Origin of the sequence: Orenia metallireducens, from assembly GCF_003001995.1 — a bacterium.
GTDB classification, from domain to species: Bacteria; Bacillota; Halanaerobiia; order Halobacteroidales; family Halobacteroidaceae; genus Orenia; species Orenia metallireducens_B.
The window spans coordinates 70,852-83,027 of sequence record NZ_PVNB01000005.1 but is presented as its reverse complement, the minus strand read 5'-3'; the positions used below and the strand labels follow the sequence as shown (position 1 = coordinate 83,027).

Sequence of the window (12,176 nt, the reverse complement as noted above, 5' to 3'; positions counted from 1 at the left end):
TATAATTTTTTATTGTTTTATAATGTAATATGGATATATTCTTGTATTTATATAGAGTCTGGTCGCGACCAGACCCTACAACAAAATCAATATATATAATATAATAAAATACGTCTTAATCTCTCTCTAAAACGATATCATATAAAAAAGAATTTAGGGTATCACCCTAAATTCAATATAGCAAAAAATTTAACTTTTCTTTAAAATCCGTCTATAGTAGCTAATAGCAATAGAAACTATAATAATGAAAATACTGATTAATTGTGCCATCCTTAAAGGACCAATCATTAAGCTATCCGTTCTCATTCCCTCAATGAAGAACCGTCCAATTGAGTATAAGCTAATATAGGTTAAGAAGATTTCCCCATTCTTTAAAAAATCCCTCTTCTTCCAGAAGAAGAATAGAAATGAGAAGATCATTAGGTTCCAGATAGATTCATATAAGAAGGTAGGATGATAATAAGTACCATTAATATTCATCTGTTCTATAATCCATTTAGGTAGATGTAATGACTCTAAAAATGACCTACTTACAGGACCACCATGAGCTTCTTGGTTCATAAAATTACCCCATCGGCCAATAGCTTGTCCTAAGATTAAACTAGGAGCAGCTATATCGGCTACTTCCCAAAATCTTATTTTATGTTTTTTAGTAAATATTATTGCAGCAATAATAGATCCAATTAAAGCACCATGTATAGCTATGCCACCTTGCCAGATCTTAATTATTTGAGAGGGGTTATATTTATAATAATCCCATTCAAAAATTACATAATAAGTGCGTGCCCCAATAATTGCAAAGGGAATTGCCCAAATTACTAAATCTAAAATCAAATCAGGATTTATCTTCTTTCTTTTAGCTTCATTGCTAGCTAGAATCAAACCTATTAATACGGCAGATGCCATAATGATTCCATACCAATGAACTTTTAAAGGACCTAGTTTAAAAGCGATTGGACTAAGATAGCTAGAATTCATTATTATTTCCTCCTTTAATTTGACCATACTTAACTTTAAGATTATAATAAAATTAGAGGTTAGTCAAGTTATAAGATAGACTAATTTACAACTGAATATTAGTATATAATTAAAGGTTTAATAATATTAGTAATATTTTAAAAGGAGAGTGGATTATAAAATGAAGAATATAACGACACCTGCTACAACTGTTGAGAGGTTACCGCTTTATTACCGTTATTTACAGAAGATGGACAGCCAAGGTGTAGAGGTTATCTCTTCTAAAGAGTTAGGAGATGGCTTAGGAATTCCTTCAACTCAAGTTAGAAAGGATTTATCTTATTATGGTGAATTTGGTCGAAGAGGTGTAGGTTATGAAGTAAGTGATTTAATGAAGAATTTAGAAAGAATTTTAGGTTTAGATAATAATTGGGAAGTTGTTCTTGTTGGGGCAGGTAATCTAGGGCAAGCATTAGTCAATTATGGTGGATTTAAGAAGCTTGGGCTAGATATAAGTTATGTTCTAGATATTGATCCTGATAAGGTAAAAAGTAATTTAGGAAATGCACAAGTTTACTCTATGAAGGAACTAAGAAGAGTGGTAACAGATAATGATATTAGAATAGGAATTATTGCTGTTCCCTCAGAAGTGGCTCAACAGGTGGCAGATGAATTAATAGATGGGGGAATAAAAGCAATTTGGAACTTTGCACCTATACATTTAAGGGTATCAGAGGATATAAAGGTACGTGATGAAGATTTATCTATAGGATTAATCAGTTTATCATATTACCTATCCAATTAATATTATATATATTGAAAAATAATTATGTACAAAGAAGGATTATAAAGATAAATGTGGAATTATCTAAATAAAAGAAGAAAAACAGATTTTTACAAGTATTATAAGTTTTTATAATAATAATTGCTTTAATATAAAGAAGCTAGTGCGATGACCGATAAAGATGTTAAAGATGATGACATTCGGTTTTGTGGCTTTAAATGACTATAAAATAAGTATAGGAAAAATTATAAATAGTAATCTGAGAGTAGATAGTTTAGATTATGGCTATAACTGAGTATAGGTATAATGGAGTTCAGAAGAATTATATTGAATTTGTTAAACTTAATAGGTGATATATTTTATCAACATGCAGTATAGTGATGAAAAAATGAAATAAGTAATTATGTAGATTATTATTTCTTCAAGAATAATATTGCAAGAATTAAAGAGATAATAATCTTTACTATCAATATCGCTCTCAATCTGCTATCAATGAAATCGTTTCTATCGATTGCTTAAATAAAGAGATATAGCTGTTTATGATGGAATATTAGTGGTAGAGCAACTACTTGCAGCTAAGGTCATAAATATAATTATCTTGTTTAGAATTATTTCTACAACAATAGCTATTTTAATTGTTGTTAAAGTTTCAAAGGCTTTATTTAATTCAATTAAAAATGCTACTAGTAGAATTAATTAATACAATAAAAAGAAATAAATTGTATAATTAATACAAGTTTATAATAACAATAAATACTTTAACACAAGGGAGTTGGTTTAATGCCTGAAAAAGAGGCTGAGGTTAATAATAAAGAGGTAGTAAAAGAGGTTAAAGTAGTTAATAAACTTAAGTCTGGTAGTATTTTTAATAGGATTTTAGGAATTTTATTGGCTATTACTCTAGGGGTTACCTTAGCAGTAGGTAGTTTCTCTTATTTTTATTTTAGAGATTCATTACTAGATACATCTAAAAAACAATTGATGATGATCTCTCGCTCTGCAGCTTCAAGGGTTCATAAGACAATTGAAGATAAGGTTACAAAGAGCAATATGCGGGTAGATAGTCTAAAGCCAGAGATGGTCTTTTTTATGACAATGACTGATATTGCTGAGGAAGTTGAAAATAATTATAATGAAGTCTTTAAAGCCTTAAATTTAACAGGTAATATATACCTACTTGATACAGATGGAAAGGTTTTACAGCATAGTGATGGTGAGAATAAGGTAAGTAATTATGGAGAGAGTAATTTTTTCAAAAATAATATTGCCCAAGCTAAAGAAATTAGTAATGGACATAATGAAGATAACTCTTCAACGGTTATGGCAAGAATTGCTGCTACAGGATATTTCAATAGAGAAGAGAAGGGTGTAAAGTATATAGGTGCTTATGCCAAGATAGCCTCATATAACTGGACATTGGTGGTAGAGGCTAAAGAGAATGCTATTATCGCTACTGCTAGTAAGGTTAGGAATATGATTACCTTGTTTGGAATCGTTTCTATAATAATAGTTACTGTGCTTGCTATTAAAATTTCACAAAATTTATCTAAGCCAATTAAAAGTGCTACTGAAGGTATGAGGAGGATGGCTGAAGGTGATTTTACTACATCTCTTGATATTAAGAGAAAAGATGAGTTAGGTGAGCTAGCTACAAGTTTTAATCAAATGGCTAAAAAGCAGTCTACAATGATTAATGAGGTCAAAGCTGTTATTAATAGTCTTAATTCATCTAGTAGAGATTTATCGGTTAGCTTAGAAGATTTTACTGAAGATGTTGATTCTACCTTAGATCAAGTAAATAGAATCTCTGCATCTACTGAAGAAGTATCTGCTAATAGTGAAGAGGTAGCATCTATGGCTGAAGAGACCAAAAATATTGTTGTTGAAGGTAATAAAGCGATTAAAATGGTTGTAGAACAGATGACAAATATTAAAATGACAGTCCAAGAGTCGGTTGAGGTAATTGGTAATTTGGACAAGAAGTCTTTACAGATTGGAGAGATTGTCCAATTAATTACTGCAATTTCAGAACAGACAAATTTATTAGCTTTAAATGCAGCTATTGAAGCTGCTAGAGCTGGAGATGCTGGTAGAGGCTTTGCGGTGGTAGCAGATGAAATTAGAGATTTAGCAAGTCAGTCATCTGAGGCTGCTGATAAGATACATGGTCTGATTAAAGAGACTCAGGATGAATCAGATAAAGCTGTGGAAGCGATTCAAAAGGGTACTAAAGAAGTAGAAAATGGGGAAGAGGTTATTAATAGAGCAGGTAAGGCTTTTGAAGGTATTAAAGAGGCTACTAACGAGACAGCCTTGCAAATGGAACAGACAAGTGCTGCAACCCATGATTTGGCATCTAGTGCTGGAGAAGTGGTTAAGGTAGTTTATGACTTGGAAGATATTTCACGTTCAATTTCTGATATATCTATGGACTTAGATAGTAAGTCAGAAAGACTAGAGAAGTTGATCTCTCAATTTAGAGTCTAATAGAGAAAATAAAAGGTGGCGAGTTAACTCGCCACCTTTTATTTTCTTCTATAAAAAGAGTTGTATATTTTATTTAAGTTAAATTCTTCAGGTTTTAGCAGGTACTCTGTATTTCCTAAGAATAGAATACCACCATTGACTAAGGAATTACTTAGCTTTTTAGTCAGTTGGTCCTTTATCTCTTTGGTAAAGTAGATAAAGACATTTCTACATAGGATTAAATCTATATTGGTATCGTATCTATCCTTTAATAAATCTAATCTACCAAATTGTACTCTGCTCATAATCTTACGGTCTAGTTGATAATAGTCATCTTTTTTAGTAAAATATTTATTAAGGACTTTTTCTGGTACTTTTTTAAGTGAATTTTCTTTATATTTTCCTGCTCTTGCTTCTTGTAAGATAGCAGGATCAATATCTGTAGCCTTAATTTGGTATTTGCTAGGGTCAATTCCCAGTTCGTTTAAGATAATTGCTAGGGTATAAGCTTCACAACCATTAGAAGAAGCAGCACTCCAAATCTTGATTTTACTCTTATTAGCAAATAACTCTGGGAAGAGTTTATCCTGTAGATATTCGTAGTTTTTTGGATTGCGATAAAATTCTGAAGTATTAATGGTCATATGTTCTAAAAATTCTTCCTGAAAATCATGACTAGTATTTAGTTTTTCTAAACAACTTCTATAATCACTAAGATTATGTTTTTTCATCAAGTTATTAATCCGACGTTCAACTCTGTTTCTTTTATAACTACTAAGATCCACATTTATTTTATTGGATACTTTATTTTGAAATTCGAGAAAATCCATTACTAACCTCCTTGTATTTACTTATATAATAATATTATTAAAAGAAATCTATTATATTATTAAATTAATTCCGTTTTAATGGAGTAAATCCTTTTTTTATGAAGAAATAATTGAATTTATTTTAATTTAAGGAGATGATTTAAATTAGCTTAGAAGTATGTACCTTAGCCAGTGGAAGCTCAGGAAATTCTATTTATGTTGGAACTAAGGGTAAGAAGATATTGGTTGATGCTGGATTGAGTGGTAAACAGATTAATAATAAATTAAAAGAGGCAAATTTAAGAGTCGATGATTTAGATGCTATTTTGTTAACCCATGAACATAGTGATCATATTCAAGGTGCTGGAGTATTATCTAGAAGGTGTAATTTGCCAATCTATGCTACTAAAGGTACTTGGGAAGGAGCATCTCCTAAGTTAGGAAATATAGATGAGAAGAATAAGATTATTATTAAAACTGATGCTTTTACTATTGGCGACTGTTTAGTTAAACCCTTTAGTATCTCCCATGATGCTAAAGAACCTGTTGGTTATACGATCAGTTTTAAAGATACTAAAGTAGCAATTGCTACTGACATGGGAGAGGTTACTGATGAGGTAAGGTTAGAGATTAGCGATTCTGACTTAGTGATATTGGAGTCAAATCATGATTTAGAGATGTTAAAGATTGGTCCATACCCTTGGGCATTAAAGAAGAGGATTATGGGAACTCAAGGTCATTTATCTAATGATGATGCAGGAGCTACAGTGGTAGAGCTAGCTAAAAGTTCTGTCTCCCGTATATTATTAGCCCATCTTAGCAAAGATAATAATGTACCCGAATTGGCTTTTTTGACTATCAAGAATATGCTTGTTGATGCAGGAATTAGATTGGACAAGGATATAAAATTAGACTTTGCTTTACAAGATAAGGTTAGTCCTTTGTATCAGATTGGCTAAAAATAATAAAGATGGGGTGGACAAGATGGATCTTTTTTCTAGAGATGACCATTATGAGTTCAAGTCAACATTTAAATCGTATCTTATTATAGCAATAATCTCTTTCTTATTAGGGGCTGGATTGTTATATTTCTTCTCCCAACAGCTAGCCTTTAATTCTCAACCCAAGAAGGCTAATGAAAATTTATTAGAAGGGAGAAGTTCTAATTTAGCAGAAGATTTGGAGAAGGAAGTTGCTAGTCAACAGGTTGCTAAAGTAGATGATAATCAGCTGAGTATTGTAGATGTAGTAAAAGAAGTAGGTCCTGGGATTGTTAAGATTAAGACTGTTAGAGAGAGAGTTGTTTATGATTTTTTTGCTCGTCGAACTGAACAAGAGGTAGAAGGAGAAGGTTCTGGAGTAATTTTAAATAAGGAAGGCTATATTATTACAAATAACCATGTAGTTGAGGGTGCTAATCGGATTAGAGTAATCTTTCCCAAAGATGATATAGATTACTTGGGTGAAGTAGTTGGACGAGATCCAATCACAGATTTAGCTGTGGTTAAGATTGATGTAGAAGATTATAATTTGCCTCTTTTAGAGTTTGGTGATTCAACTAAATTAGAGGTAGGAGAATTAGCTATTGCAATTGGTAACCCTTATGGATTCTCCAATACTGTTACTACTGGTGTGATCAGTGCTTTAAACAGGGATTTGCCTATTCAAGAAGGGGTAGAGTTGACCAATATGATTCAAACCGATGCTGCTATTAACCCAGGTAATAGTGGTGGAGCTTTACTAGATAGAGCTGGCAGAGTAATTGGTATTAATACTGCTATTATCCAACAAGCTCAAGGTTTAGGATTTGCTATTCCAATCAATGTAGCTAAGGAGATAGCTAAGCAATTAATTAAGGATGGTAGAATTATTAGACCTTGGATTGGGATTTATGGAATGGACATTAGCCCTGAGAGTGCTAAAGAGTATGGTTTTGTGAAGGATTCTGGTGTTTATGTAGTTAAAGTTATAGAAGGTAGTCCTGCCGAGGATAGTGGATTACAGCAAGGTGATATAATTACAGAGATAGCAGGTCAAAAGGTTGATGGTATGGATAGTTTAAAAGATATTTTGAAAAGTTACCAGATTAATGATAAAATTAAGTTATTAGTCCATAGAGGAAATAAGTCTCTTACTCTGGAATTAAAACTCGAGGAGAGACCAATAGAATAGAGTTTTTAAAGGCTAGCTTAGAGCTAGTCTTTTACTTTGAGAGGATGGTTAAGATGAAGGTTAGAGTGATTGCTGTTGGAAAGATTAAAGAGAGCTATATTAATCAAGGAATTGATGAATTTATCAAGAGGTTACAGAGACATACCTCTTTAGAGGTAATTGAGGTTAAGGATGAGAAAATATCAGGAAATTTGAGCTCTTCTGAGATGAACCAGATTAAGGAAGCAGAGGGTGAGAAGATTATAGAGAAGATGGATAATCGTTCTTATACAATTGCTTTAGACCCTCAAGGAAAGCCAATGAGTTCTGAAGGTCTTGCCAAGTCTGTTGGCAATTTACAGCTACAAGGCTATAGCAGTATTGAATTTATTATCGGTGGAGCATTGGGCTTACATGAAAAAGTGAGAAAGAGTGCAGACTATATATTGAGCTTCTCCCATATGACCTTTACTCATCAGATGGCTAGATTAATTCTATTAGAGCAGGTTTATCGGGCTTTTAAGATTATGAAGAATGAACCATATCATTTATAAACCTCACCACCTAAATTCAAAATTTAGGTGGTGTTTCTTTATACTTCACAAATGCTATATAGGTATATGCTACTAGTAGCTTTTTAGTGAAGTTTGTCAATTAATTTTATCACTTGTGGGTTATTCTGGAAATACATTAATCTTTATGATATCTTGAATATTTTGTGTATTAAAGGATTAGTCAATACAAATTCACTAACTTTGTGAATTTGTATTATTTATTTTATTAGCCTTTAGCCTGTAGTGGCGTATAAATTTTGCATAAACTACGCATTAAACTCTCTAGTTATATAAATTATTATTTGTAAACATAAAGTTTAGTTTTGATTCAAAATAGTTTCTTTTATTTAAAAAGTGAACTTAGCAATATAATTTTTTTAAAATAAAAAAGACAACATATTGATAATAACGAATTAGACTAGTATAATAGTCAATATATTGTCGATTATACTAGGTAATATTGATGAGTTTGTCAATGAAAGAGTTCTTGAGTCAAAAATAAATAATAAAGGAGAATCTAGATATGAACATTTATTTGTCTGATACAGAAACACTTGTAGATGATAGAATTAGGGTTAAAATCACTAAGTTGAGTCCTGATAGCAAACTAAAAGTTAGTATGAAGATGGAACTTCCTTGGTGTAAGGGAGAATATTTTTCATCATATGCAATATTTAGAGCTAATGAAAGAGGTGAAGTTGATTTAGATACAGATAAACCTATTGAAGGTAGTTATGATACTGCTGATAGTATGGGGCTAGTTTATTCTTTGAAGAAGACCAGTACTGAAGGTAAAAACATTGCAGAAAATATTTCTATTGATGAACCGATTATTATGAATATGTTATTTGAATCTTCTATTGAAAGAAAGCAAGTTAAATTAAAAAGGCTGTTTAAAACAGATGAACTTATTATAAAGCATGTATCTGAGGAAGGAATTAATGGCAAATTGTTATATAAAGAAAAATCAAATAATCAAACAATTTTGATGTTAGGTGGTTCAGATGGAAGTATGAGGTCATTAGCTCTTTTAGCCGCTCCGCTTGCATCTAGAGGATTTAATGTTTTAATGGTGTCATATTTTGCTTCAGAAGGATTACCAGATAAATTAGAAAAAATTCAATTAGAGTACTTTGAAAAAATATTTAAATGGATAGAACAGAATGAAATTACTAACACTAAAGAGATATTTGTGCATGGAACATCAAAAGGTGGTGAACTGGCATTATTACTTGCTTCAAGATATAAACAGATTAAAAAAGTGGTTGTAGTAGAGCCTCATGCTTATTGCTTTCAAGCTCTTGATGGAATGATGAGTGGTAAGAATATCTCCTCATGGTCATATAAAGGACAGTCAATTCCATTTATCAAAGTTGATAATAATATATTTTTTGAAACTCAAAAAACGGATGTTGAAAAAGGAATTCCCTTTGGATTCGCTAGTACTTATAAAAAAAGTATAGAAAGAGCAACAAATAAAGAAGAAGCAAGAATAAAAGTAGAGAATGCTAAAGCAGATATTCTTATGATTGCAGGAAAGGAAGATAATATATGGAATAGTTATGATGGATGTACAGAAATATTGAAAAATCTAAAAAATAATAACTACCCATATAATGTCGAATTACTAGTATATGAAGAAATGGGTCATCCCTTACCAATTCCATATATTATACCATTAAGCGAAACTATATCTATGAAGATGGAGGATGGAGTGTTTTCTTCAGGTGGAACAATAGAAGGTAATGCAGAAGGACAGTATAAATCATGGAAAAGAACAATTGAATTTTATAAAGAGCCTTTGTCAGAGTGAATTTAGAAAATATCTTAATATATTGATATTTCTTGAATAAAGTTATAAAATATAAGCAATACATTGACTAAATGTGATGCTTATAGATTAAACTTAATAAAGGAGATTTTAACATGGAATATAATGGAGAATATTATTTATTACATATTATGCAGCAGTCATATTCAAGTCTGATTTCAGTTTCAAATAAACTTCAAATTACAGGTAATCAATATTGTGAGAAATTAACTTCTAGACAATATATGGCTATGTTAGCAGTGCTTCATTTACCTGAAGATGAGACTACAATAGTTAATATCGCCAAGAAATTAGGTACAACTAAGCAAAATATCGCACAAATAATTAAGAGTCTTGAAAAAAAAGATTTTATATATGTTAAAACGAGTGAAAAAGATAAAAGAGCTGTTAATGTATGTTTGACTGATTCAGGAATTGATATTATGGTAAAATCCGGAGCTAGCATTAGTGTTGATTTTATGGCTGATATCTTCAAAGGTTTTAATAAAGAAGAAATAGAAACTCTATGGAAATTACTGAAGAAGTTATATCGTTTTGATGGTGTAGAAATGGATGGGTTTGAAGAAAATGTGACAATTCCAGATATTGATGAAAAAGAAGTAAGAAGTGCTTTAGAGAGATTTTCAAATAGAAGGAATGCTAAAATATTAGATACGTAAGTACATTTATTTTTAGAATTGGATATAATAATATCGAAAGAATGAAGGATAATTCACCTTTATAGAGAATAATTACTAGTAAGCACATATAATTTGAGGAGGTTAGAACAATGTTAGCAGAGAAATTATTAGAAGAATTGAATGAACAGGTTAGATATGAGTATGAATCGGCTCACTATTATTTAGCTATAGCAGCTTATTTCAAGTCAGAGGACTTAGAAGGTTTTGCCCATTTCTTTGAAATTCAAGCAGAAGAAGAGCGATTCCATGCTCAGAAGTTCTCCAACTTTATTGATGAGATGGGTGAAAGGGTAATCTTGAAAGCTTTAGGAGAGCCTAGAAATGAATTTGACTCTATTGCAGATGCTATTAAATATGCTCTACACCACGAAAAAGGAGTTACTAAGCGTATCTATAAATTGATGGATATTGCTCAAAATGAGAGCTGTTATCCGGCAATTAGTATGTTGCAGTGGTTTGTTGATGAGCAGGTTGAAGAGGAAGCTACAATGGATGCATTATTAAAGAAGGTAGAGCGAATTGGTGAGAATGGAAATGGAATTTATATGTTAGATAGTGAATTAGCCCAGAGAACTTTTACTCCACCTACTGAAGAGTAATAGAACACTACATAAATATTAGAGCTTCCGTAATTGGGAGCTCTTTTTTTAATTAATATTCTCTTTTTGGTTTATAATAACTTTAAAGTTATTATAAGGGGGATTAGAATGAACTTAGATCAATTATCTGAAGAGTTAAATCAGTGTATGAATTATGAATATGAATCTGCCTATTATTATTTAGCAGCCTGTGACTATTGTCGTGCAATTGATTTAGAAGGTTTTGCTAATTTTTTCGTCAAACAAGCTGAGGAAGAATATTATGATGCACAAAAACTATTTGATTTTATTGATAAGTATGGTGGTAGGGTTAAGGTAAAAGAGACTAATGGTTTAAAAGCCAATATAGCTTCATTAGAAGAAGCTTTTCAAGTTGCTTTTGATTATGAGCATAAGTTAACTGAAGAGGCATATAACCTATTTTCTAAAGTAGAAGGAGAGAACAAAGAGTCAATCATTGATTTTTTAAAAGAATTTGCTGACCATCAGGTTGAGGAGGAGCATCTAATAGAAGATATTTTAGCTAGGGTAGAATCATTAAATAAAGATGATGAGAAACTACATAAATTAGACCAAGAATTATTGCAAATTCATTAGTAATTGTTAATTAATAATGAGTGACAGTTAAAATAATCATTTCAGTCCCTCTCTTAGGATAGTTGAGAGGGTTTTATTTTTTAGACTAACATTTTTTATTATCTTCTTGACATCTCCTATACCGAACGGTATAATAGGTTTAACACTAAGAGTATTCTAGGAGGTGAGAGCTTAGGTGGATAATCGTGCTAGGATTATAGAGGTTGCAGTAAAGCTTTTTGCTTCGCGGGGTTATGATGGAGTGGGTGTAAAAGAGTTAGCTGAGGAAGCAGGTGTTACTAAACCTACTCTTTATCATTACTTTGGAAATAAAAAGGGACTTCTAGAGGAGCTATTGGCAGAAAAGTTTTCTAGGATAAATAACTTGGTTAAAGAGGCAACAAGGTATAATCATGATTTACCTTTTACATTAAATAGATTAGTAGCTACTTATTTTAATTTTGCAAAAAATAATAGAATCTTTTATAGGATGCAATTGGCGATGGCTTTTGCACCAGTAGATAGTGAATCTAATAAGGCTGTCTCTAAATATATCAAAGAGCAATATGAGATGGTGGAAGATCTCTTTATTCAAGCAGCAGAAGATCATGGTAATATGAAAGGTAGGCATCAGGCTTATGCAGCTACATTACTAGGAATGATTAATACATATATAGCGTTATCACTACGAGGTGATAGGGAGTTAAATGATGAGTTATTATATCAAGCAGTTCACCAATTTATGCACGGAATCTATTCTTAAAAGTTA

General features: G+C 31.4%; 12 protein-coding genes. 10 read left to right on the top strand and 2 right to left on the bottom strand.

Annotated elements, in window-relative coordinates; all coding sequences use genetic code 11:
• Positions 1-189: 189 nt before the first annotated feature.
• Entirely contained in the window at positions 190-978 is a 789-nt protein-coding gene (gene lgt / locus BX659_RS05020) for a prolipoprotein diacylglyceryl transferase (RefSeq protein ID WP_097016729.1), read from the bottom strand.
• Between the two features lie 160 nt (positions 979-1,138).
• On the opposite strand from lgt, the gene BX659_RS05015 reads away from it, so the two are divergent.
• Together BX659_RS05015 and BX659_RS05010 are read left to right on the top strand one after the other, a co-directional pair.
• A complete protein-coding gene (locus BX659_RS05015; RefSeq protein ID WP_097016728.1) occupies positions 1,139-1,762 on the top strand; it encodes a redox-sensing transcriptional repressor Rex in 624 nt (207 codons plus the stop codon).
• A gap of 759 nt (positions 1,763-2,521) precedes the next feature.
• Positions 2,522-4,228, top strand: a complete 1,707-nt coding sequence (locus BX659_RS05010) for a methyl-accepting chemotaxis protein (RefSeq protein ID WP_097016727.1) — start codon at positions 2,522-2,524, stop codon at positions 4,226-4,228.
• Positions 4,229-4,266: 38 nt separating this feature from the next.
• Here the strand turns inward: BX659_RS05010 and BX659_RS05005 are convergent, their stop codons facing one another.
• A complete protein-coding gene (locus BX659_RS05005) occupies positions 4,267-5,037 on the bottom strand; it encodes a CheR family methyltransferase (RefSeq protein WP_097016726.1) in 771 nt (256 codons plus the stop codon).
• A gap of 143 nt (positions 5,038-5,180) precedes the next feature.
• On the opposite strand from BX659_RS05005, the gene BX659_RS05000 reads away from it, so the two are divergent.
• The 8 genes from BX659_RS05000 (at position 5,181) to BX659_RS04965 (ending at position 12,170) form a co-directional block, all read left to right on the top strand.
• Positions 5,181-5,975, top strand: coding sequence for an MBL fold metallo-hydrolase (locus tag BX659_RS05000; protein ID WP_097016725.1), 795 nt, complete (start codon positions 5,181-5,183; stop codon positions 5,973-5,975).
• Positions 5,968-7,188 (top strand): S1C family serine protease, encoded by a 1,221-nt coding sequence (locus tag BX659_RS04995; RefSeq protein WP_258176108.1) that lies wholly within the window; start codon positions 5,968-5,970, stop codon positions 7,186-7,188. Before BX659_RS05000 ends, BX659_RS04995 begins: the two co-directional genes overlap by 8 nt.
• A gap of 53 nt (positions 7,189-7,241) precedes the next feature.
• Positions 7,242-7,721 (top strand): 23S rRNA (pseudouridine(1915)-N(3))-methyltransferase RlmH, encoded by a 480-nt coding sequence (gene rlmH / locus BX659_RS04990; protein WP_097016723.1) that lies wholly within the window; start codon positions 7,242-7,244, stop codon positions 7,719-7,721.
• 523 nt (positions 7,722-8,244) lie between these two features.
• Positions 8,245-9,534: an acyl-CoA thioesterase/bile acid-CoA:amino acid N-acyltransferase family protein gene (locus BX659_RS04985; protein WP_097016722.1), complete on the top strand. Its 1,290-nt coding sequence runs from the start codon at positions 8,245-8,247 to the stop codon at positions 9,532-9,534.
• 113 nt (positions 9,535-9,647) lie between these two features.
• The gene (locus BX659_RS04980) at positions 9,648-10,211 is read left to right on the top strand and encodes a MarR family winged helix-turn-helix transcriptional regulator (RefSeq protein WP_097016721.1); all 564 of its coding nucleotides are present in this window, start codon (positions 9,648-9,650) and stop codon (positions 10,209-10,211) included.
• A gap of 110 nt (positions 10,212-10,321) precedes the next feature.
• Positions 10,322-10,831, top strand: a complete 510-nt coding sequence (locus BX659_RS04975; RefSeq protein WP_097016720.1) for a ferritin — start codon at positions 10,322-10,324, stop codon at positions 10,829-10,831.
• A 108-nt stretch (positions 10,832-10,939) separates the two neighbouring features.
• Complete coding sequence (locus BX659_RS04970) at positions 10,940-11,428, top strand: ferritin-like domain-containing protein (protein ID WP_097016719.1); 489 nt, start codon at positions 10,940-10,942, stop codon at positions 11,426-11,428.
• 175 nt (positions 11,429-11,603) lie between these two features.
• Positions 11,604-12,170, top strand: coding sequence for a TetR/AcrR family transcriptional regulator (locus BX659_RS04965; RefSeq protein ID WP_097016718.1), 567 nt, complete (start codon positions 11,604-11,606; stop codon positions 12,168-12,170).
• Positions 12,171-12,176: the final 6 nt, after the last annotated feature.

What these genes read in the sequence shown, in the direction of transcription:
- lgt (WP_097016729.1), bottom strand. Translation starts at nt 978, where the DNA reads ATGAATTCTAGCTATCTTAGTCCAATCGCTTTTAAACTAGGTCCTTTA.
- BX659_RS05015 (WP_097016728.1), top strand. Translation starts at nt 1,139, where the DNA reads ATGAAGAATATAACGACACCTGCTACAACTGTTGAGAGGTTACCGCTT.
- BX659_RS05010 (WP_097016727.1), top strand. Translation starts at nt 2,522, where the DNA reads ATGCCTGAAAAAGAGGCTGAGGTTAATAATAAAGAGGTAGTAAAAGAG.
- BX659_RS05005 (WP_097016726.1), bottom strand. Translation starts at nt 5,037, where the DNA reads ATGGATTTTCTCGAATTTCAAAATAAAGTATCCAATAAAATAAATGTG.
- rlmH (WP_097016723.1), top strand. Translation starts at nt 7,242, where the DNA reads ATGAAGGTTAGAGTGATTGCTGTTGGAAAGATTAAAGAGAGCTATATT.
- BX659_RS04985 (WP_097016722.1), top strand. Translation starts at nt 8,245, where the DNA reads ATGAACATTTATTTGTCTGATACAGAAACACTTGTAGATGATAGAATT.
- BX659_RS04980 (WP_097016721.1), top strand. Translation starts at nt 9,648, where the DNA reads ATGGAATATAATGGAGAATATTATTTATTACATATTATGCAGCAGTCA.
- BX659_RS04975 (WP_097016720.1), top strand. Translation starts at nt 10,322, where the DNA reads ATGTTAGCAGAGAAATTATTAGAAGAATTGAATGAACAGGTTAGATAT.
- BX659_RS04970 (WP_097016719.1), top strand. Translation starts at nt 10,940, where the DNA reads ATGAACTTAGATCAATTATCTGAAGAGTTAAATCAGTGTATGAATTAT.